The 21,011-nt window shown below is 66.0% G+C and carries 20 protein-coding genes and 1 tRNA gene; 12 read left to right on the top strand and 9 right to left on the bottom strand.

What is annotated here, in order from left to right; translation table 11 throughout:
• The first annotated feature begins 44 nt into the window (after positions 1-44).
• Positions 45-121: transfer RNA gene (locus SMA01S_RS15980), tRNA-Met, on the top strand.
• A 110-nt stretch (positions 122-231) separates the two neighbouring features.
• Here the strand turns inward: SMA01S_RS15980 and SMA01S_RS15985 are convergent.
• The 4 genes from SMA01S_RS15985 to SMA01S_RS16000 form a co-directional block, all read right to left on the bottom strand.
• Positions 232-600: a hypothetical protein gene (locus SMA01S_RS15985; RefSeq protein ID WP_066824543.1), complete on the bottom strand. Its 369-nt coding sequence runs from the start codon at positions 598-600 to the stop codon at positions 232-234.
• A gap of 123 nt (positions 601-723) precedes the next feature.
• On the bottom strand, positions 724-1,800 hold the full coding sequence (locus SMA01S_RS15990; RefSeq protein ID WP_066824545.1) for an acyltransferase family protein: 1,077 nt from the start codon (positions 1,798-1,800) through the stop codon (positions 724-726).
• A gap of 85 nt (positions 1,801-1,885) precedes the next feature.
• Positions 1,886-2,956 (bottom strand): glycosyltransferase family 2 protein, encoded by a 1,071-nt coding sequence (locus tag SMA01S_RS15995; protein WP_066824548.1) that lies wholly within the window; start codon positions 2,954-2,956, stop codon positions 1,886-1,888.
• Positions 2,953-5,421 (bottom strand): DegT/DnrJ/EryC1/StrS family aminotransferase, encoded by a 2,469-nt coding sequence (locus SMA01S_RS16000; RefSeq protein WP_066824551.1) that lies wholly within the window; start codon positions 5,419-5,421, stop codon positions 2,953-2,955. The genes SMA01S_RS15995 and SMA01S_RS16000 overlap by 4 nt, the downstream gene beginning before the upstream one ends.
• Before the next feature lie 99 nt (positions 5,422-5,520).
• Between SMA01S_RS16000 and SMA01S_RS16005 the strand changes: the two genes are divergently transcribed.
• From SMA01S_RS16005 to SMA01S_RS16035, 7 genes are all read left to right on the top strand, one after another.
• Positions 5,521-5,988, top strand: coding sequence for a (2Fe-2S)-binding protein (locus SMA01S_RS16005; RefSeq protein ID WP_066824554.1), 468 nt, complete (start codon positions 5,521-5,523; stop codon positions 5,986-5,988).
• Positions 5,985-8,138, top strand: a complete 2,154-nt coding sequence (locus tag SMA01S_RS16010) for a xanthine dehydrogenase family protein molybdopterin-binding subunit (RefSeq protein ID WP_066824558.1) — start codon at positions 5,985-5,987, stop codon at positions 8,136-8,138. The genes SMA01S_RS16005 and SMA01S_RS16010 overlap by 4 nt, the downstream gene beginning before the upstream one ends.
• Positions 8,135-8,767, top strand: coding sequence for an Isoquinoline 1-oxidoreductase subunit (locus SMA01S_RS16015; RefSeq protein ID WP_218016909.1), 633 nt, complete (start codon positions 8,135-8,137; stop codon positions 8,765-8,767). The genes SMA01S_RS16010 and SMA01S_RS16015 overlap by 4 nt, the downstream gene beginning before the upstream one ends.
• Positions 8,768-8,936: 169 nt before the next feature.
• Positions 8,937-9,284 carry a poly(R)-hydroxyalkanoic acid synthase subunit PhaE gene (locus SMA01S_RS16020; protein WP_066824561.1) on the top strand — a complete coding sequence of 116 codons (348 nt, stop codon included), beginning with the start codon at positions 8,937-8,939 and terminating at the stop codon, positions 9,282-9,284.
• A 98-nt stretch (positions 9,285-9,382) separates the two neighbouring features.
• Complete coding sequence (locus SMA01S_RS16025; RefSeq protein WP_066824564.1) at positions 9,383-10,453, top strand: alpha/beta fold hydrolase; 1,071 nt, start codon at positions 9,383-9,385, stop codon at positions 10,451-10,453.
• Complete coding sequence (locus tag SMA01S_RS16030) at positions 10,450-10,983, top strand: GNAT family N-acetyltransferase (protein ID WP_066824567.1); 534 nt, start codon at positions 10,450-10,452, stop codon at positions 10,981-10,983. Before SMA01S_RS16025 ends, SMA01S_RS16030 begins: the two co-directional genes overlap by 4 nt.
• A 34-nt stretch (positions 10,984-11,017) precedes the next feature.
• A complete protein-coding gene (locus SMA01S_RS16035) occupies positions 11,018-11,803 on the top strand; it encodes an esterase/lipase family protein (RefSeq protein WP_066824654.1) in 786 nt (261 codons plus the stop codon).
• A 30-nt stretch (positions 11,804-11,833) separates the two neighbouring features.
• On the opposite strand, the gene SMA01S_RS24245 is transcribed toward SMA01S_RS16035, so the two are convergent.
• The 4 genes from SMA01S_RS24245 to SMA01S_RS16055 all read right to left on the bottom strand — a co-directional run bounded on the left by SMA01S_RS24245 (position 11,834) and on the right by SMA01S_RS16055 (position 16,387).
• Positions 11,834-12,229, bottom strand: coding sequence for an endonuclease domain-containing protein (locus SMA01S_RS24245; protein WP_174543159.1), 396 nt, complete (start codon positions 12,227-12,229; stop codon positions 11,834-11,836).
• A 56-nt stretch (positions 12,230-12,285) separates the two neighbouring features.
• The gene (locus SMA01S_RS24960) at positions 12,286-12,750 is read right to left on the bottom strand and encodes a phasin family protein (protein ID WP_084250370.1); all 465 of its coding nucleotides are present in this window, start codon (positions 12,748-12,750) and stop codon (positions 12,286-12,288) included.
• A gap of 4 nt (positions 12,751-12,754) precedes the next feature.
• Positions 12,755-14,299 (bottom strand): WS/DGAT/MGAT family O-acyltransferase, encoded by a 1,545-nt coding sequence (locus SMA01S_RS16050; RefSeq protein ID WP_084250361.1) that lies wholly within the window; start codon positions 14,297-14,299, stop codon positions 12,755-12,757.
• Between the two features lie 216 nt (positions 14,300-14,515).
• On the bottom strand, positions 14,516-16,387 hold the full coding sequence (locus SMA01S_RS16055; RefSeq protein WP_066824575.1) for an ABC-F family ATP-binding cassette domain-containing protein: 1,872 nt from the start codon (positions 16,385-16,387) through the stop codon (positions 14,516-14,518).
• A 210-nt stretch (positions 16,388-16,597) separates the two neighbouring features.
• Here SMA01S_RS16055 and SMA01S_RS16060 point away from each other — a divergent pair, with 210 nt between their 5' ends.
• Together SMA01S_RS16060 and SMA01S_RS16065 are read left to right on the top strand one after the other, a co-directional pair.
• Positions 16,598-17,503, top strand: a complete 906-nt coding sequence (locus SMA01S_RS16060; protein ID WP_066824577.1) for an ATP-grasp domain-containing protein — start codon at positions 16,598-16,600, stop codon at positions 17,501-17,503.
• Positions 17,503-18,519 (top strand): LLM class flavin-dependent oxidoreductase, encoded by a 1,017-nt coding sequence (locus SMA01S_RS16065; RefSeq protein WP_066824579.1) that lies wholly within the window; start codon positions 17,503-17,505, stop codon positions 18,517-18,519. The genes SMA01S_RS16060 and SMA01S_RS16065 overlap by 1 nt, the downstream gene beginning before the upstream one ends.
• Positions 18,520-18,700: 181 nt before the next feature.
• Here SMA01S_RS16065 and SMA01S_RS16070 read toward each other — a convergent pair whose 3' ends face one another.
• Positions 18,701-19,291 (bottom strand): bifunctional transcriptional activator/DNA repair enzyme AdaA, encoded by a 591-nt coding sequence (locus SMA01S_RS16070; RefSeq protein ID WP_157093988.1) that lies wholly within the window; start codon positions 19,289-19,291, stop codon positions 18,701-18,703.
• A gap of 126 nt (positions 19,292-19,417) precedes the next feature.
• Here SMA01S_RS16070 and SMA01S_RS16075 point away from each other — a divergent pair, with 126 nt between their 5' ends.
• Both SMA01S_RS16075 and SMA01S_RS16080 read left to right on the top strand, forming a co-directional pair.
• The gene (locus SMA01S_RS16075) at positions 19,418-19,819 is read left to right on the top strand and encodes an SRPBCC family protein (protein WP_084250371.1); all 402 of its coding nucleotides are present in this window, start codon (positions 19,418-19,420) and stop codon (positions 19,817-19,819) included.
• 113 nt (positions 19,820-19,932) lie between these two features.
• Positions 19,933-20,994 (top strand): class I SAM-dependent methyltransferase, encoded by a 1,062-nt coding sequence (locus SMA01S_RS16080; RefSeq protein WP_066824584.1) that lies wholly within the window; start codon positions 19,933-19,935, stop codon positions 20,992-20,994.
• The last annotated feature ends 17 nt before the right edge of the window (positions 20,995-21,011 follow it).

Below are 21,011 nucleotides of genomic sequence, written 5' to 3' on the forward strand. Positions count from 1 at the left end.
TGTCGGCCGCTCCTCCCCCCTCCTATGGGGCGGTCGGCGCTTGGCGCGGGATGGAGCAGCCCGGTAGCTCGTCAGGCTCATAACCTGAAGGTCGCTGGTTCAAATCCAGCTCCCGCAACCAAATTCAAAAAGCCCGCTTGTCGCAAGACCGGCGGGCTTTTTGCTGTTTCCGGGATTTGTGAACTGCCGCGATAGCGAGATTGCGGCAAACCCCTGTCGCCCAATGCGGGCCTAGAGACTTACCCAACTTCGCGCCGTCCGCGCGCGCTCCTTGCGGCCGACGCGAATTTCCCGTTTGCGTTCCTGGAGATCGATCGCTTCGCCTAAAGGGCGGTCCGGACCTTTTACCCAACCCCCCGCTCTGTAGACGTCATGTCGCGCAGAACTCTCGACGAGATCGAGGGCAAGATCGCCGCCTTCCAAGGCCACGACCAATGCTTGGTCGTTCTTGTGGCGGTTGCGCCGGTTTTCCAACGCCTTCCTCAGGGGGATAGATTTGCGCGCACCCTTTTGTCCGCTGGCGAAATAGGATTGCCGGCAATCCCTCTTCAGGCTCAGCGCCTTCTTCTCCTGTGGAGTACGGTTTCGCTTCAGGGTCATGCGCTGAGAATGCCGGATAATCGGGATATCCGCAATTGGACCTCTAACGGCTTGCCGTGCGACGAGTATACTGTCCGGAACTTGCGCCAGCCCGGCGGACGTTCCACCGTCGGCGCCGATCTCTTACACCGGATGCGCCGCAATCTCTTCGCCGATCGACGGCTTCATCGCCGCCCGCTTTCGGATCCATTCCCGGACCGGCTCCTCGTAGAACAGGAACAGCGCGATCGATCCAGCGATCAGGATCGGATATTGCAACGCGACCATCGCCTTGGACGATTTGAGCAGCGCCAGCACCGCGAAATGCACCGGTTGATGCATCAGGTACAAGGCATAGCTCGCGGCACCGAGCAGGACCAACCAACGTACGCTCAGGGCGCGGGCGAAGCGGGAATGCTGGTCGCCGGCGATCGCCATGATCAACAGCGCTGACATGGCGGTCGCGAACGCGGCGATGCGTGGCGAGGTGGCGACAGCCAGGCCTACAACCAACAGCAAGGCGATCGGCCAGGAGGGTATCCGCGCCCTGTGCCCCCGAAGATGCAATTCGGCGACGACTATGCCGATCAGGAATTCGGGCAAGCGGAGCAACGGCACCGGCGTCCACTTCATCCAGGCGAACAGTGCGAACTGATTGTCGATCAGCGCCGAACTGCCGGTGATCGCGGCGAACGCGAGCAAGGCGGCGATCAACGCCAATAAAGATCCGCTTCCCAATTTCTCGGCCAGACGCGAGATGATCGGAAAGCAGAGATAGAAGAAGAATTCGACCGAGAGCGTCCAGGTCGGCATGTTCCAGTCGTTCCAGCCGAGCGCGCCATTGGGGATCCACCAATGCAGCAGCAGGAATTGCGGCACATCCGCCCAGCCCTTGAGCGTCGCGAACGGGAGCATCGCCAGCACGGCGAGCAGATACACCGGATAGAGCCGGGCGAAGCGTGCGATCCCGAACCTCTTGAGCTGGTTCGATGTCGCGATCCTGCCGCGATAGGTCAGATGCAGGATGAATCCCGACAGCACGAAGAAGAAGGTCACGCCGAGATAGCCGTTCAACAACAATGTCTTGAGCGGCGTGGCGATGTGCGGGCTGGCGGCGGCGAACGCCGCGCCCGAATGATAAAGGACTACGGCGAAGGCGGCGAAGAAGCGGATGCTGGTAAGCGGTTTGATCAGGTCGACGTGGCCGGTAGCGTTCGACACTTTGCCCCCTCTGGAAATCCGACGAGGCATCGCGCGCGGCGCGGTCGATGGCAAGCGATATGCTGCCGTTCGCCCAGGCGGCGCCTTACGCGGCGCGGCCTTTCCGGACGGCCGTTCGCGCGCCGCCGATCAGCCGCGAGCCGACCAGTTCCTCCATGCTCGAATAGCCCATGCCGAGATGGTCGGGCCGCACCGCCATCGCCGCCATCAGCCCGATCGTGCCGGCCTTGAGCGCGGTGCGCACCACGCGGCCCCAGCGCAGCGCCGATTCCCAGCGGATCATTCTCAGGCTGTCCGCATCAACCTCCCGCGTGGCAATGAAATGCGCCTGCAGCGCGCCGATCGTGTGGCCCAGTCGCTCGAGCACACTCCGGTCGGGCACAGGCACGGCGCGCATCAAATGCTCGATGACCAACTTGGCTCCTGCCTCGGCGTCGTCGAACCCCTCGGCGGCATAGCTTTCCGCGAGCACCCGCATCGCATTGCTGCTCATCGTCTTGGCATAAAGCTGCGACGCGCCGCCGCCATGTTTGCGGTAGAGCAGCAGCGGATCGTCGATCCGCGCGATCCCTCCCTGACGCGCCAAGCGGTGATAGAGGTCGAAATCCTCGGCGTAGAGATAATCGGGCCGGGTGAACTCGCCATCGGGCGAAACGCGGTCGCGGCGCAGCATGACGGTCGACCAGACCAACGGATTTTCGATCCAAAGCAGCCATTCGACCAGCCGCGGCGTCGTCACCGGCGACTTGATGCTCGACGTGACCGCGCCGTTCTCGAGGATCGCCGCGCTCGCCGCGACCAGGGCGATGTCGGGATGTGCGTCGAGAAAGGCGACCTGTCGTTCGAATCGGCCGGGCAGGCAGATATCGTCCTGGTCGAGCCCGGCAACATAGCGCCCGCGCGCCTCGGCGAAGGCGCGGTTGCGGCTGCGCACCGGGCCGGCATTCTGCTCGGCCGCGATCACGCGAAGCCGTGGATCGGAGCAGCCGCGCAACAGGTCGAGCGTCCCGTCGGTCGAGCAGTCGTCAACCACGATCACCTCGAAATCGGTGAAGCTCTGTGCCCATAGGCTGTCGAGCGTCTCCCCGATCAGCGTCGCTCCGTTATAGGCGGCCATCACCACGCTGACCGTCGGATTGGCGCGCGGGCCGCTCATGCCACGGCCCTTTGCCGCTCACCCAGCACCTGATCGACGATCATCTGGCCGACATCGTTCTGCCATTGCCACAGGCCATTGGCCTGACCGCGGAAGCTCGCCTCGCCACCCATCCGGCCCCAGGGCACGAACCCTGCCGCGAGCCCGATGCCGAACGCGCCGGGGATCGGCTGGTCATGGGCGTCGAGGATGCGGCAATAGCGGTCGACCATCGGCCGTCCGGCATGCGCGGCGAGCGCGACCGGCGTCCCGTCGGCTTCGAGCAAGGACAAGGCGCGCGGGCGATAGCCCAATGCGGCGATTACCAAATCGGCATTCTCGACGATCGTCCGCGCCTCAACATCGTCGTCCGCGATCCGATGGACCGCGACGCGGGGATCCGGCGCGCGGCCGTCGACCTGCAGCATGCGCAGCACGAGCTCGCGGGCCTCCAGGCGAAAACCGCCGAGGCGATAGACGAAGCCAGATACCGGACAGATGTCATCAGGCCCGAAATCGGTGAAATTGTCCGCCCGCGCGGCGGCTTCGCTATGGTAGAACGGCCGCAGCGGCCGGCGATGGAGCAGAGTGATGCCGCCCGCGCCGAACGCGATCCCGGGACGGCTGCGCAACAGCAATGCGACGCTGGCGAGCGCGCTGGTCGAGCCGCCGATAACCGCCACTTTCGGATTGCGTTTGCTGCCCAGCAAATCGGCCGCGCGATCAAGCCCGCCCAGAGCGAGCAATTCATCGGACTGGATCAGCCGACCATCGGCAAGGCGGTGCAAAGGGGCGCCCGCTACCTCGCACGCCACCAGTGCGTCGAGGGGTTGGTGCCCGCCGGTCGCGATCACGATATTGTGCGATCGCCGCTCGCTCTCGCTGCCGTCGGCCAGCCGCCGCAGCCGCGTCGTCCAGCCGCCCTGCGGCGAGCGCCGCGCTTCGATCACGTCATGCCCGGTCGCGACGGTCCCGCCATTGGCCGCGACGATCGCGCCGAGCCGGTCGCCGGTCACCCGCAGCAACGGACCGGCATCGCTCAACGGTACCCCAAGCGCATCCGCGAACCTGGCGACCTGCTGCGCCGCGGGATGGTCGATCAGCGCGGCGATCTCCGGGTGCGGATTGTTCCTGACCGCCGACAGAAAGGTCTCCGCGGTCGAATCCGACGAAATCGCATAGTGCCCGAGCCGCCCGCCGCCGAGCGCATCGTCGCGTTCGACGACGGTCAGGCCCGCCCGAGCGAGTGCAACGAGGCGATCCTGTTTGGATGCCGCGGTGAGCAGTGCGGTCCCGGCAGGGCCGCCGCCCACGATCAGCATCGCGTCGGCGTCACGCGCGCTCGCGGGTGTGCCCTGCGCGCGGATCGCTGCATTGGCGCGCGCCGCGATGTGGCGCGCATCGGCCACGGTCATGCGATCGGAGATGGGGAGCGAGACGATGCGATCGGCGACGCGATCGGCGACCGGCGTCGAACCGACGACGGCATGATCGCGAATCCACGATTGCTGCCCGAGATGCGGGCTGAAATAGGAGCCGCAGCCGATACCGTCCGCCGCCAGCGCGGCGACGAAGCGGTCGCGATCGATCCGGTCGGGGAGCAGCGCGGGCATGAATTGGAGAGCGCGGCGCGCGCCCTCGACCGCCTGCAAGGCCATGCCGTCGAGCGTTTCGCGATAGCCCGCTTCGACGTCTGCGCGGCGTGCGGCCACCTCGTCCAATTGGGCAAGTTTCAGCCGTGCCATTGCCGCGACCAATTCGGACATCTTGGCATTCATTCCCGGCATGGCCGCCGAGCGGCTGCCGGCGAAACCGAAATTGGCCATCGCCCGCAGTTCGTCGATCAGGGTGGGGTCGCCGCAATGGATCAACCCGCCCTCGGCGACCGCGAACGTCTTGGTCGCATGAAGCGAATAGACCACCGGGAACGGTGCGCCCGCGCCGAATCCCTGGCCGTCGGCATCGATCGTGCCGAGCGAGGCGGCCGCATCCACGACCACGCCGACCTGATGCCGCCGCATCAACCAGGCGTAGCGGTCGAGATCGATCGCATTGCCGAATGTCGCATAGGGCACCACGACCGCGATCTGTCCGGCATGTTTCTGGAGCAGGCGCTCCTCCGCTGCAGGACACATTGACCAGTCGTCGGGGTCGATATCGGCGAGCAACGGAGTCAGTCCGCACCATTCGGCAGCCTGGGCGGTCGCAGCGAAGGTGAAGGCGGGCATCAAAGCGAGCTTGCCCGCGCCGCGCTCGCGCCCCGCCGCCTGGCGGATTGCGAGCATCAGCCCCAGGGTCGCGTTGGCCACGCCGAGACACGCGCCCTGGCCGCCGAATAGGCGATCGGTCGCTTCCGCCTCGAATGCGCGAAGTTCCGGCCCGTTGTTCGAATAAATGCCCGATTGCTCGACGCGCATCAGCACGTCGAGATGCTCGCTGAGGCGCGGCGGACAGGGGTCGACCAACGGATAGCGGAGTTGAACCATCGCCGCCGGCTTAGCGGTGGGGACCTAAAAACAGGTTACGCTTGGCGGTGGAGCGTTGCGTGGCTAACCTTCTCAAGCGAACACTAAGGAGACGCTGGCATGGCGGTCGAATTCCTCCTCAACGGCAAGCAGATGTCGTTCGACGGCGATCCCGACACGCCGTTGCTCTGGGTGATCCGCGACCATGCCGGGCTGACCGGCACCAAATATGGCTGCGGCATTGCGCAATGCGGCGCCTGCACCGTCCATCTCGACGGCAAGAACCGGCGGTCCTGCGTCACGCCGATCGATACCGTGGCGGGCAAAACCGTGACGACGATCGAAGGCGTTTCGGGTCCCATCGCCGAGGCAGTGCAAAAGGCCTGGGTCGCGATCGACGTGCCGCAATGCGGATTCTGCCAATCGGGCCAGGTGATGAGCGCTATCGGCCTGCTCGCGCAAAAGCCCAGGCCGACCGACGCCGATATTGACGCCGGCATGGCGGGCAATATCTGCCGCTGCGCGACCTATGTCCGTATCCGCCAAGCGATCAAGGACGCGGCCGCCGGCGCGAAGGTTTCGGCATGACCGCGATCGAAACCGACCGCCGCAAATTCCTTGCCGGGTCCGGTCTGGTGCTCGGGCTGATGCTACCGATGCGCGGGGCCAGAGCGATGGCGCCCGCCGGGCCTAGCTTCGCTCCCAACGCCTTCGTGCGAGTGCTGCCCGACAACACGGTGAGCGTGGTGATCAAGCATGTCGAGTTCGGCCAGGGGCCGGCGACCGGGCTGACGACGATCGTCGCCGACGAGATGGACGCCGACTGGGCGCAGATGCGGATCGAGTTCGCGCCGGCCAACGACCCGCTCTACAAGAATCTCGCCTTCGGCACGATGGGCACCGGCGGCTCGACCGCGATGGCCAACAGCTGGATGCAGATGCGCAATGCCGGCGCCGCCGCGCGGGCGATGCTGGTCGCGGCCGCCGCCAAGACCTGGAACGTGCCGGCCGGTGAGATCAAGGTCGCCAAGGGCGTTGTCAGCCACGGCGCGAAGAAAGCGAGCTTCGGCGATCTCGCCGCTGCCGCCGCGACGATGCCGGTGCCCGACAAGCCCGTGCTCAAGACGCCCGAGCAATGGACGCTGATCGGCACTGACGTTCCCAAGATCGACAGCCTGATCAAGTCGACCGGCGCGGCGCAATTCACGATGGACATCAAGCGCCCGAACATGGTCGTTTCGGTGATCCAGCACCCGCCTGCGTTCGGCGGCAAGGTTAAGGCGGTCGACGACAAGACCGCGCTGGCGGTGCCCGGTGTGGTCGCGGTCAAGACGATCCCGCAAGGCGTGGTCGTCTATGCCAAGGACACTTATGCAGCGATGAAGGGCCGTAATGCGCTCAACGTCGACTGGGATCTGAGCCAGGCCGAGACGCGTTCGACCGAGGCGATACTGCGCGACTATATGGCGCAGGCCGCCAATCCCGGGACGCAATGCGAAGCCAATGGCGACACCGCCAAGGCGCTTGCGGGCGCCGCGAAGACGATCGAGGCGACGTACATCTTCCCGTACCTGGCACACGCGCCGATGGAGCCGATGGACGCGGTGATCGAGCCCAAAGCGGGCGGCGCCGATTTCTGGTGCGGCAGCCAGTTTCAGGTCGGCGACACGCGCGCGGTGGCCGGCGTGCTCGGCGTGCCGTTCGAGGGCATGACGCTCCACGAACAATATGCCGGCGGCAGCTTCGGACGGCGTGCGACTCCCGACATGGGCCATGCGGTCGAATCCGCTCAGGCGGTCAAGGCGCTTGGGGGCACGCAGGCGGTCAAGCATATGTGGACGCGCGAGAACGACATCACCGGCGGTCGCTATCGCCCGCTGATGGTCCACGAGGTGCGCGGCGGGATCGATGCCAAGGGCGCGATCGTCGCGCTCGACACGATCACCACTGGCCAGTCGTTCATGATCGGCACGCCGTTCTTCGACGCCAAGGAAGCGTTCGACGATTCCATGGTCGAAGGGCTGACCAAGTCGGCATACGGTTTCCCCAATCTCCGCGTTGGCGTGAACGTGATGAAGAACGGGGTGCCGACCCTGTGGTGGCGTTCGGTCGGCAACACGCACACGGCTTATGTGATGGAAACCTTCCTCGACCGGCTGATCGAGCTGGGGAGGCAGGACCCGATCCAGGCGCGCCTCGCGCTGATGAAGGAAGAGCGCGCCAAGACCGTGCTCAAGCGCGTCGCCGAACTCGCCGGCGGGCTGACCGCCAAATCAGGTCGGGCGCGCGGCGTCGCCTTCCACAAAAGCTTCGGATCGTACGTCGCCCAGATCGCCGAAGTCTCGGCCGGCGCGGACGGCCTGCCCAAGGTCCACAAGATCTGGGCGGCGATCGATTGCGGCGTGCCGATCAATCCCAACGTCATGCGGGCGCAGGTCGAAGGCGGAATCGGCTACGGCCTGGGCCACGCGCTCTATGCCGAAATCACGCTGGGCGAGGGCGGAATGGTGCAGCAGTCGAACTTCGATACCTATCGATCCCTGCGGATTGGCGAGATGCCCGATGTCGAAGTGGCGATCATTAAGTCGACCGCGGACCCGACCGGGATCGGCGAGCCTGGTCTTCCGCCCGCCGCGCCCGCGGTCGCCAATGCCTGGCGCCGGCTGACTGGCAAGGTGGTCGAACGCCTGCCTTTCGCGCATCCTTCCAATCTCGCCACCTTGGGAGGCAAGGCATGATCCGGCATATGATCTCGCTCCCTCGGTTCGGCGTTATCGCGCTGATCGCCTCGGTGATCATCCTGCCGCTGTCGATCGCGCGTGGCGGCGAAGCATCGGGGCTGAAGCCCGCCAGCGCGTTCGCCGGCATTGCCGATCGCAACGCGCGCTCGGCCGCGATCTTTACCGAGATGGGCAAGGTGCTGATGTCGCCGCGCTGCCTCAATTGCCATCCGCGCACCGACAGCCCTACCCAGGGCGACGCGATGCTGCTCCATTCGCCGCCGGTGACGCGCGGGCCCGATGGGTTCGGCGCCGCGGGGATGGAATGCGCGACCTGCCACGGCCCGCGCAACGCCGCGTTCGGCAATGGCGGCGGGTCGGTGCCGGGCAACCCCAAATGGCATTTGGCGCCGCGCAGCATGGCCTGGCAGGGGCTGACGCTCGGCCAGATCTGCACCGTGATCAAGGATCGGACCAAGAATGGCGGGCTCAGCCTGGAACAGTTGATCGACCATAATGGCAAGGATGAGCTGGTCGGCTGGGGCTGGAATCCAGGGGCAGGGCGTGTCCCCGCGCCAGGGACGCAGGCGGAGTTCGGGGAATTGACCAAAGCTTGGGTCGAAACGGGCGCCGCTTGCCCCAAATAACAACGTCATGCCGGCCTTGTGCCGGCATCCACCGGGCAACAACACCTCAGCTCGGTTGTGGAAGAGTGGACCCCGGCACAAGGCCGGGGTGACGGCGGCTCATGCTGCACCTCAACCCGCAGCAAAATGGCCGCTTGACCTGACCGGCAACCAGACTCAGGATGCCGCCATGACAAGCACGGACCCGGCCGCGTTCTTTCGCGAGATGCTGGGCGAATGGGAGAAGATGGCCAACAAGGTCGGGGGCGACTTCGCCCGATCCGACGAATTCACCCGTGCGATGCACGGTGCCACCGCCGCGACGATGAGCACGCAGGAAGCGATCAGCGCGATGATGACCCGCGCGCTCGCCGCCGCCAACATGCCGAGCCGTACCGAGATCGAGGATCTGTCGGGGCGGCTGGGGCGGATCGAGGACCAGCTTGCTCGGATCGAGGCCGCGCTGGGTGGCAAGCCCGAACGTCCTGCTCGGCCCAAGCCCAGTCGGACACGGAAGCCGCCGGAGAAGAAGGGCTGAGCACGCTGCCCGCCCGTATTCCTGCGAACGCAGGTATCCAGGGTTACGGGCGAACCGCTTGCGGCTCTCGGCGTCCGATGGCGCACGAGCGCGACTGAGTGGCTACCGCCGCCTTCGACGTCCTGGACGGCGCCGCGCGCGAGTTCGAACGCGCGATGCAGCGCAATCTCAAAGGCCTCGAATATTTCCAGACGGGTGGCCCGACGCTCGGCGCGACGCCCAAGGACGTGCTGATCGAGCGCGGCACGATGCGGCTCTATCATTATCACCCGCGCGCCGACGACGTGTACCGGGTGCCGCTGCTGCTCGTCATGGCGACGACCAATCGCGGCTATATCTTCGACATGGTGCCGGGGCAGAGCCTGGTCGAATATCTGCTCGACGCCGGGTTCGACGTCTTCATGCTCGACTGGGACGCGCCGCGCGCCGATGAGCGCAACCTCAGCCTCGAAAGCTATGTGCTCGATTTCCTCCCCGCCGCGGTCGCGCGGGTGAAGGAGGAGAGCGGCGAGGACGATGTCACCGTCGTCGCTTATTGTTTCGGCGGCGTGCTGTCGCTGCTGTGGGCAGCACTCCATCCCGACGATGGTCTGGCCAACCTCGTCACCTTCACCACGCCGGTCGATTTCTCCAGGATGGAAATGTTCCAGAGCTGGGCCGATCGCCGCTTCTTCGACGTCGATCGACTGGTCGACACGTTCGGCAATTGCCCCGGCGATTATCTCTACACCGCGTTCGACATGCTGCGCCCGGGCCAGCGCGCCGCGGGCAATATCCGGCTCTACGACAATCTGTGGAACGACGATTTCGTGAAGGCCTATCGCATGTTCGATCGCTGGTCGGCCGACATCCTGCCGCTGGCGGGCGAGTATTTCCGCCAGACCACCAAGAAGCTGATGTGGGGTAACGAGTTGATCGAGGGCACGCTCGAGGTCGGCGGGCGCCGCGTCGATCTCGGCAACATCAATGTGCCGTTCCTCCATGTCGCCGCCGAGCACGACCATATCGTCCCGACCGCCGCGTCGGCGCCGTTGGTCGGAATGGTCGGATCGAAGGACAAGAACGAGATCGTGCTCAAGGGCGGGCATGTCAGCCTGGTCGCCGGCGGCAATGCGATCAAGCGGCTATGGCCCAATCTGGTGGAGTGGCTGGGAGTACGATCGATATGAGCCATGCCATCCGCCGCTTCCGGCCCCAGGATGCCGAGGCGATGATCGCCTTTGCGCGGGGCCTGCCCGAACACGATCTGCTGTTCCTCAGTCGCGACGTGCGCGAACCGCGCGTCGTCGCCGCCTGGCTCAAGGCGATCGAGGAAGGCGAGATCGACAGCCTGATCGCCGAGGACGGCGGGCAGATCGTGGCGACCGCCGCTCTGGTCCGCGATCCGCTGAGCTGGAGCGCGCATGTCGGCGAAGTGCGCCTGCTGGTCGCGCCCGGGCGGCGCGGCGCGGGGCTGGGCAGCGACCTGCTCCAGGGCGTGTTCATGATCGCCAAGGAGCGTGGGCTCAGCAAGCTGGTCGCCCGGATGACGGTCGATCAGACAGGGTCGATCGCGCTGTTCGAAGGCGTGGGATTCCGCGCCGAAGCGATGCTCAAGGATCAGGTCCGCGGGACCGATGGCCGCAGCCACGATGTCGCGATCCTGAGTTACGACGCTGCAAGGGTGGCGGCGCTCCATGCCGCGACGGGGATCGAATGAGGGGGCGGCGCGTAGGTGCCGGATGAAAAACAACATGTCACACACCGAAACCCAGACCAAGGCGCCCTCGGCGCTGCTTGCGCTAACCGAATTGCCCCGCGCGCTCGTCGAGCTCGGCGCGCTGCCCTGGGCCGCCCCGCTGCTCGCGACCGCCCCGCGTGGCGATGGCCATCCGGTGCTGGTGCTGCCGGGATTCGTCACCAGCGATCGCTCGACCACCATCCTTCGCGGCTTCCTCAATGGGCAGGGCTATGACGCGCATGCCTGGGAACTCGGCCGCAACCTCGGACCCAAGGCGATCGGGCATCAGGGCGAGAAGCTGATCGCGCGCATCCTCGAAGTGCATCAGGCGACTGGCAAGAAGGTCAGCCTGGTCGGCTGGAGCCTGGGCGGCGTGATGGCGCGCCTCGTCGCCAAGCGCATTCCGCACGCGGTGCGCCAGGTCATCACCCTGGGCTCGCCCTTTTCGGGCAGCCCCAAGGCATCGAATGTCTGGCGCGCTTATGAAGTGCTGACCGGTCAGAAGGTCGACGACGATCATACCCGGGGGCAATTGAGCGAGGTTTCCGCCCCGCCGCCGGTCCCGTCGACCGCGATCTATTCGCGCGCCGATGGCGTGGTGGCGTGGCAGAATTGCTGCGAGGAAGTCGGGCCCACCAGCGACAATATCGAAGTCTATGGCAGCCATTGCGGCCTGGGGATCAACGCCAGCGTGCTCTACGCGGTGGCGGATCGCCTGGCCCAGGCGGAGGATGACTGGCATCCGTTCGAGCGCACGGGGTTACGGGCGCTGGTCTATCCGTCGGCCGGGCACGCGTAACAGCAAGGCGAGGAGAAAAGCCCCTCCCCTTCAGGGGAGGGGTTGGGGTGGGGGAGTAACTCGTCCCGGCCAGCGCCCAGGCAATGAATTCGCCGTATCGAGAAGCTGCCAAGCGACGCCGTCGATGTTCGAAACAACATCGGCATTTCCGAACCGAATGATTGTAAATCCCAGAGCCTTCAGCCGTGAATCGCGAGAAGCATCGCTCCGATCGTCATGGGTGTCACCGTCGACTTCGATGCACAGGCCAATCGACGGGCAGAAGAAATCGACAATCGCTTGAGCTTCGAACACGACGTGCTGTCGGCGAAACTTGAAGCCGCTGAGTTGCCCGTTGGACAGGGATCGCCACAGCCGCTTTTCGGGCTCGGTCGGGTTGCAGCGCATTTCGTGAGCGCGCTTTAGAAGTTCAGCTTCGGTGGCCATCGGGTCCCCCACCCCAACCCCTCCCCTGAAGGGGAGGGGCTTCTTACATCGCCGCCCTATTTCTTCTCTTGCCCCACTGCGTCCCTTCCGAACCGCATGATCAGTTCCCCGATCTCGCGCGCATGCGCCAAGGCCCGGGCGCCCTGTTGCTTGAGATACTCGCCCTGAATCTTCGCCACTTCCGCCGGGTTCTTCGCGCTCGCCGCCGCGCGCATCGCGGCGAAGGCCTGGTGCGTGTTCTCCTCGGCGTGCTCGATCATCTTCATGCTGATCGCCGAGCCCTGCTTGGCGATCTTTTCGCCTGACGCCTTCAGTTTCTCGCCCGATTTCTTGAGGTTGTCGCGCGCGCCCTCGACCCGGTCGGCGGCGGCCTTGGCGCTTCCCGCGACCTTGTCGGTGGCGTCCTTGGCGGCGTTCGCCGCGCGGTCGGTTGCCTTCTTGGTCGCCGCGGCGGCCTTGTCCGTCGCTTCCTTGGCGCGTTTTGCGCTTTTGTCGATCGCGTCCTTGACCTTCTTCGCCATCATTTCACTCCCTTGGCACGAGGTGTCCGCCTGGCGGCGGGTTTGGCAGTCGTCTTGGGCTTGGCCGCGCGCGGTTTCGCCGCGGCGTGGGGTTTGGGTGCGGGCTGTTCTCATTGGCGGGCTTGGCGGTCGGTTGCGTGGCCGCCGCTTTCAGCGCCTCGAACGAGTCCCGCAGCGCCTGGGCGTAATTATCCGGATCTGGCAGCATGTCGCGATCGGCGGTGAACGATATCGCGATCGTGTCGCCGTACGAATAGACCGGGTTGATCAGCCCCATAGAGTCGAACACCGGCGCGGTGCCGTACATCGCCAGCATCTTGGCGCCGCAGAAATAGAGCGGCACGCGCGGACCGGGAATGTTGGTGACGACGCAATTGAACGCCGGCGCGTGCATGTTCGCCGCGCCGACCCGCGTGTAGAGCCGCGCCCCGAGCCCGGCGAGGCCCGAGGGGATCAGCTTGGAATAATCGGCCAAGGCCCGCGCGCCGACCGCATTGGTCATCGCCTTTGAATTGACCGCCTCGCCATGGACGAAGCGCAGCCGTTCGAGCGGATCGGCGATCTGGGTGCCCAAGCCCACCACCATAGCCGAGACGAGATTACCCAGCGCCGCCTTCTCGCCTTCCTGCCGCACCGAGATCGGCGCCATCGCGGTCAGCGTCTCCTTGGGCAATTCTCCCTTGTCGAGCAGGTAGCTGCGCAGCGCCCCGCCGACCACGGTCAGGATGACGTCGTTGACCGTGGCGCCGGGCACGACGTCCTTGACCGCGCGCACCTCGGCCAGCTTGAACGGCACCGCGTCCCACACGCGATGTGCGCTTACCTTGCCGTTGAACCGCGTCTTCGGCGCGCTCCGCGTATTCTTGAGGCTGACGTCGCCTTTGCCCGCCTGGACCGCCAGCTTGGCCATGCCCGGAAGCGAGCGGCCGATCGTCTCGGCGATGCGCATCGGCTGGAGCAGGTTGTTGAAATAGCTGCGGGTCAGCAGGTCGGCGACCCGCGGCATGTTCTCGGGTTGCCAGGTATCGGGCTTGTCGGATTCCGCCATTGACGGATCAAGATCATGCACGGCGGCCGACATTTCGACGCCCGACATGCCGTCGATTGCGGCGTGATGAACCTTGGAGACCAGCGCGAAGCAGCCGGGCGGCAGACCCGGGATGTTGTCGAGCCCCTCGACCACGGTGAATTCCCACAAGGGTTTCGATAGATCGAGCGGCCTCGCATGGAGCCGTGCGACCTGGATGCAGAGCTGGCGCCAGTCGCCGGGCTTGGGCAGCGCGATGTGGCGGACATGGAATTCGAGGTCGAACTCGGGATCCTCGATCCAATAGGGATGGTCGACGTCGAACGGCACGCGGACCAGCCGCTGGCGGAAACTGCGCGCGCCCTGCAGCCGGCTGGCAATGAAGCGGAGGATGTCCTTGAACCGTACGAACCCGCCGGGCGCGGTCGACGGATCGTAGATGCCGACGGATCCGATATGCATCGGCGTGTGCGGAGTCTCGAGATAGACGAACGACGCATCCTGCGCGCTCAATTGCTGCATCAGGCTCTCTCCTCCTGCGCCGGCGCGGGCCGGTCGGGGAGGGAGCGTATCATGAGGAGGAGCGGGGGGCGAATCGGCAAATTCCCTCTCCCTCTGGGAGAGGGAGGGAGGCGCGAAGCGCCGGAAGGGTGAGGGCAGAAGTGAGGTTGCTGCCCTCACCCTTCCCACTCGGCTACGCCGAGCGGGCCCCTTCCCTCTCCCAAGGGGAGAGGGAGTTTACGCCGCGACCTGCTCCAATTTCTCGCTCGCCTCCAGCCAGACCGCCTCAGCCGCCTCGATCTTCGCCTCGACCTCGGCACGCCGCTTCATCAGATCGGTCATCGTCAGCTTGGCGAGATCCGGCGCGGCGCTGGAAGGATCGAACATCGCGCGATCGATCACGCTGCGTTGCTCGGTCAGCCTCGCCAGCTCGGCCTCGGCCGCCTTGGCCGCCTTGCGCAGCTCCTGGCTCTGCTCGCGCGCCTCCGCGGCGGCACGTCGGGCGTCCTTGCGGCTGATCTTGGCCTCGGACGATCCTTCGCTCCCGGCGTCCTTGGCCAGCACGAAGGCGATATAATCGTCCAGGCTGCCGTCGAAATCCGACGCGGTGCCGTTGTCGACCAGCACCAGCCGGTCGGCGCTCATCTCGAGCATGTGGCGGTCGTGGCTGACGATCACCACCGCACCCGAATAGGCGTTGAGCGCCTGAACCAAAGCCTCGCGCGCATCGACGTCCAAGTGGTTGGTCGGTTCGTCGAGGATCAGCAGATGCGGCGCCTCGCGCGTGATCAGCGCCAGCGCCAGTCGCGCGCGCTCGCCGCCGGACAATTTGCCGACCATCGTCGTCGCCTTATCGCCCGAAAAGCCGAACCGGCCGAGCTGCCCGCGCACGGCGCCCGGCGTCGCACCCTTCATGACTCGCGTCATGTGCTGGAGCGGGGTGTCGCCGCTATCGAGTTCCTCGACCTGATACTGGGTGAAATACCCGACCTTCATCTTGCCGGTCGCGGTCATCGCGCCTTCCATCGGCGCGAGTTGCGCGGCGAGCAGGCGCGCGAGCGTGGTCTTGCCGTTGCCGTTGCGGCCGAGCAAGGCGATGCGGTCGTCGGGATCGAGCCGCAGGTTGAGCTTCTTGAGCACCGGCGTCTCGCCATAACCGACCGCCGCCATGTCGAGCGTGATCAGCGGCGGGCGCAATTCGCCGGGATTGGGGAAGTCGAAGCTGAGCGAGGGATCATCGACGATCTCGGCGATCGGCTGCATCCGCGCGAGCGCCTTGGCGCGGCTCTGCGCCTGCTTGGCGGTCGACGCGCGGGCGGAATTGCGCGCGATATAGTCCTGCAGCTTCTCGCGCTCGGCCTGCTGCTTGGCGCGCGCCGAGGCGGCCTGCGCCTGCCGCTCGGCCCGCTGGCGCTCGAACGCGTCATAGCCGCCCGGATAGAGCCAGGTCTTGCCGCGCTCGAGATGGAGGATGTGATCGACGACGTTGTTGAGGAAATCGCGCTCGTGGCTGACCAGCACGATCGTCGCCGGATAGGATTTGAGGAAATCCTCGAGCCACAGCACCGCTTCGAGATCGAGGTGGTTCGACGGCTCGTCGAGCAGCAGCAGATCGGGCTGCGAGAACAGCAGACTGGCGAGCGCGACGCGCATCCGCCAGCCGCCCGAGAAGCTGTCGAGCGGGCGATGCTGCGCTTCTTCGTCGAACCCGAGGCCGACCAGGATGCGCGCGGCCCGCGACGGCGCGGTATGCGCGTCGATCGCGTTCAGCCGCTCATGGATCTCGCCCAACCGGTCGGGGTCGTGGCTCGTTTCCGCCTCGTGCATCAGCGCGGCGCGCTCGATGTCGGCGGCGAGCACGGTTTCGAACGGGGTCGACTGCCCCGAAGGGGCGTCCTGCGCGATATAACCGAGCCGGCTGCCGCGCGGCATGTCGACCGACCCGGTATCGGGCTCGAGCATCCCGGCGATCACGCGCACGAGCGTCGTCTTGCCCGCGCCATTGCGGCCGATCAGGCCGACGCGGCTGCGCGGCGGCAGCTTGGCAGTCGCGCCGTCGATGATGGTCCGCCCGCCGAGGCGGACCGTGATGTCGGTCAGATTGAGCATGATCTGGGGGCCTGTAGTGGAGTATCGATGGAGAGGAAAGCGTGTGTCTCCTCATCCCGTCACCCCCGCGAAAGCGGGGGCCCATCTCCGGCGCCACCGCCAAGCGTGACGGGCGGGAGTTGGGTCCCCGCTTTCGCGGGGATGACGATTGGGGAGAGCGCAATCTTTAGCCACTGGTGGTGCGCCTGATACGGGGGCTAAGGGCACGGAATGACCGATCTCGCGATTCTCTACGAGCATCCCCTATGGTTCGCCCCACTGTTCGCGGCACTCGACCGTCGCGGTGTTTCCTACACGTCGTTCGGCCCCGACGGCCATTGGAACCCGGCCGACGCAGCGATTCCCGCGCCGGTGGTGCTCAACCGCATCGCAATGTCGAGCTTCCTGCGCGCCGACGAACACCCGATCTTCCACACCATGGCGCTGCTCGATCATTGGCGGCGCTCGGGCGCGCGCGTGGTCAATGGTGCCGACGTGATGGCGATCGACGCGTCCAAGGCGCGCCAGCTCGCGCTGATCGCCAGCCTGGGCTTGGGGATTCCCGAAACGCGTGTCGTCCACCGCGCTGCCGATATCGAGGCGGCCGCGGCCACCTTGGCGTTCCCGCTGGTGGTGAAGGCCAATATCGGTGGGTCGGGCGCCGGCATCATGCGCTTCGACAATATGGCCGAACTGCGCTGGGCAGTGGCCGAGAAGGAATTGCCGGGAAGCGTCGACGGCGTGCTGCTGGTCCAGGATTACGTCCCGGCGCGCGGCGGCACGATCACGCGGATCGAGACGCTGAACCGCAACTACCTATACGCGATCGAGATCGCCGGCGGCGGCGCGTTCGACCTCTGCCCGGCGGATGCCTGCGTCGCGGATTCGAACATCAGCATGAAGGCGGTCGAGCCGGAGCCCAAGCTGATCGCCGCGGTCGAAAAGATCGCCGACGCGATGAACCTCGACGTCGGTGGGATCGAGGTGATGATCGACGACCGCGACGGCACGCCGCGCTTCTACGACATCAACGCTTTGTCCAATTTCGTCGCCCAGCCGCTGAACGTGCTCGGCTGGGACCCACACGAAAAGCTGATCGACTGGCTCGACACCCTCATCGCGGAGGCCAAATCCTGATGCGCTACGGTTACTGGATGCCCGTGTTCGGCGGCTGGCTCAGGAATGTGCCCGACGAAGGGATGCAAGCGAGCTGGGACTATGTGAAGCGGCTGACGCAACGCTCCGAGCAATGGGGCTATGACCTGTCGCTGATTGCCGAGCTCAACCTCAACGACATCAAGGGCGTCGAACAGCCCGCGCTCGATGCCTGGTCGACCGCGGCGGCGCTGGCGGCGGTGACCGACAGGATCGAGCTGATGGTCGCGGTTCGCCCAAACTTTCACCACCCGGCGCTGTTCGCGAAAGCGGCGGCGAATATCGACCGTATCTCGAACGGCCGCCTCGCGCTCAACGTCGTCTCGTCCTGGTGGGCGGACGAGGCGCGGCAATATGGCCTGCAATTCGACCAGCATGACGACCGCTACGCGCGGACCGAGGAATGGCTGAAAGTGGTCGATGGCCTCTGGACCGAGGAGCGCTTCAGCTTCGACGGCCAATTCTACAAGACCGAGGACGCGATCTGTTCGCCCAAGCCGGCCAAGCGGCCGACCGTCTATGCCGGCGGCGAGAGCGAAAAGGCCAAGACGATGATCGCGGCGCAATGCGACGCGTACGTCATGCATGGCGATCCGGCCGAGGCGATCGCGCCCAAGATCGCCGACATGGCGGCGCGGCGCGAGGCGGCGGGTGGCGCGCCGATGCACTACGGCATGGCCGCCTATGCCATCGTCCGCGACAGCGAGGCCGAGGCCAAGCGCGAGCTCGACCGCATCACCACGGTCAGCGACCTGCCTGCGGGCTATGCCAATTTCGACCAATGGCTGTCGGGCACCCAGCTCGAACGCGAGCTCAAGATCCAGGAATATTCGGTGTCCAACCGCGGCCTGCGCCCCAATCTGGTCGGTACGCCCGAACAGCTCAAGGAACGGATCGCGGAGTATGAGGCCGCGGGTCTCGACCTGCTATTGCTTCAGATGAGCCCGCAGGCAGAGGAAATGGAGCGCTTCGCGGTGCAGGTGATGGGCACCGCCTGACGTGCATCGCCGAACCGCCGCTGTGTTTGGAGTTCGATCCATTTGATCTGAATCCCTCCCCGGCGAAGGCCGGGGCCCAGGTTCGACGAGGTGGAGATGGTGCCCGACTGCCGTGGGTGTATCGCGACTGGGCCCCGGCCTTCGCCGGGGAGGTGCAGGTTCAACTCCGCTCGCTCAGACCCTATTGCGCCGCGCGCCGTCTGATCGCGGTCGGCGGGCGGCGATAGACCTGTTGGAACGCGGCGTTGAACGATCGCACGCTGCCGAACCCAGAGGCGAGTGCGATCTCGGTCATGCCGAGGTCGGTGCCGTCGATCAGCCGTTTGGCGCGCTGAATCCTCGCCGTGCGCGCCGCCGCGAGCGGCGTCGTGTCGAGATAGCGCCGGAACAGCCGCGACAAATGGCGTCCGCCGATGCCCAGCCGCTCGGCCAGTGCCTCGACGCCGGCCTGATCGAGCGCCCCCTGTTCGATCAGCCGGAGCGCGCGATCGACCGTGGCGCGCGCGCCGCGCCAGGCCGGCGAATGCTGCGCGGTTTCCGGTCGGCAGCGCAGGCATGGCCGGAAACCGGAGGCCTCCGCCGCGGCGGCGCTGGGGAAATATCGGACGTTGCCTGACTTGGGTTGGCGCACCGGACAGACCGGCCGGCAATAGATCCGGGTCGAGGTGACGGCGATGAAGATCGTGCCGTCGAATGCGGGATCGCGCGCATATCGCACGCGCTCGCAGAAATCGAAATCGAGTTCGGCTGGCAGATCGGCGGCCTGTGTCATCACCATTCAACTATAAATGGTCGCGCGGCCCCTGTCGCCCAATCCCGTTGACCGCGTCCGAATCCTGCCAGCCGGATTGCGGCGATGGGGATATCCGACGGCGATCTAACGATCGGAGAGAATGTCATGGCCTCGATTCACCACCAGACCTTCATCGCGGCGGATCCCGATGCGGTGTGGAGCGCCGCCCGCGACGTCGGCCGGCTGCACGACCGCCTAGTCCCGGGTTTCGTCACCGCCACCGAGATGCTGGCGGGCGAGGGCGCTCCCGTCCGCCGGGTCACCTTCGTCAACGGGCAGGTCTTCGACGAGACGATCGTCTCGATCGACGATGCCAGGCGTCGCCTCGTCTGGACGATCAAGGCGTTCGAGCATCACAACGGTGTCCTGACCGTCGCTGCTGCGACCGATGGAACGCATGTCACCTGGACCGCCGACCTCCTGCCCGACGCGCTGGCTGAACAAGTGTCGCCGGCGATGGCGCACGGATTGGCGATGATGAAGGCGCATTTCGAGGGAAGTCGCTGAGCGGTGAGATGCCAACCGACGCTCGATTCGCGGCCGGGTCGGCCCTGTGATATGATCGCTGTTACTCCACGCAAGATGGAGCGTCGGGCGCATCACGCATGGGGAGACATGCCATGGCCGCGGCTATCGACGACGCGAAGTTTCACGCCTTTGTCGGGAAGATGCTGGGCGATCTGGGCGGCGCGATGAGCGTGCCCACGGTCCGCCTGGGCCTTCGCCTGGGGTTGTTCGACGCTCTTGCCGACGCTCCGGCGACCGCAGCCGACCTGGCGCGCCGCGCGGGCGGGCTGCACGAGCGTTACGTCCGCGAATGGGCATTGGCGCAGGCCGCCAACGGCTATGTCGATTACGATCCGGCCAGCGAGCAATTCAGCCTGTCACCCGAACAGGCGATGGTGTTCCACCACCGCGACAGCCCGGTCTATCTCGCCGGCGCGTTCGAGCTGGTCGCCGCGATGATCGAGGCGGAACCCAAGGTCGAGGAATGCTTTCGCCACGGCAAGGGCGTGCGCTGGGGCGACCATGCCGGGTGCCTGTTCTGCGCGACGGGCGCCTTTTTCCGTCCGGGCTATGTCAACAACATCGTGCAGGCATGGCTTCCGGCGCTCGACGGAGTGGAAGCGAAGCTGCACGCCGGCGCACGGGTCGCCGATGTCGGGTGCGGTGTCGGGTTTTCGACGCTGTTGATGGCTGAGGCCTATCCCGAGAGCAGCTTCGTCGGATACGATTTCCACGAGCCGTCGATCGACGAGGCGCGGCGCCACGCCAGCGAACACGGGCTGGGTGATCGCGTGCGGTTCGAAGTGGCGACCGCGAAGCACATCGCCGAGCAGGGCTTCGACCTGATCACGATGTACGATTGCCTGCACGACATGGGCGACCCGCGGGGCTGTGCCCAGCATATGCGCGAAATTCTCACGCCGGGCGGCAGCTGGATGATCGTCGAGCCGATCGCCGGTGACGCGCCCGCGCAGAATATGAACCCCGTCGGCCGGCTCTATTACAATGCCTCGACGATGATCTGCGTGCCGACCTCGCTCGATCAGGAAGTCGGTGAGGGGCTGGGCGCGCAGGCCGGCGAGGCGAAGCTGACCGAGGTGATCAGGCAAGGCGGGTTCGAGTCGGTGCGACGCGCCGCCGAGGGGCCGTTCAACATGGTGCTCGAGGCGCGGTAAGGTTGGAGGCTCGGTCG

Source organism: Sphingomonas mali NBRC 15500 (assembly GCF_001598415.1).
Classification (GTDB): domain Bacteria; phylum Pseudomonadota; class Alphaproteobacteria; order Sphingomonadales; family Sphingomonadaceae; genus Sphingomonas; species Sphingomonas mali.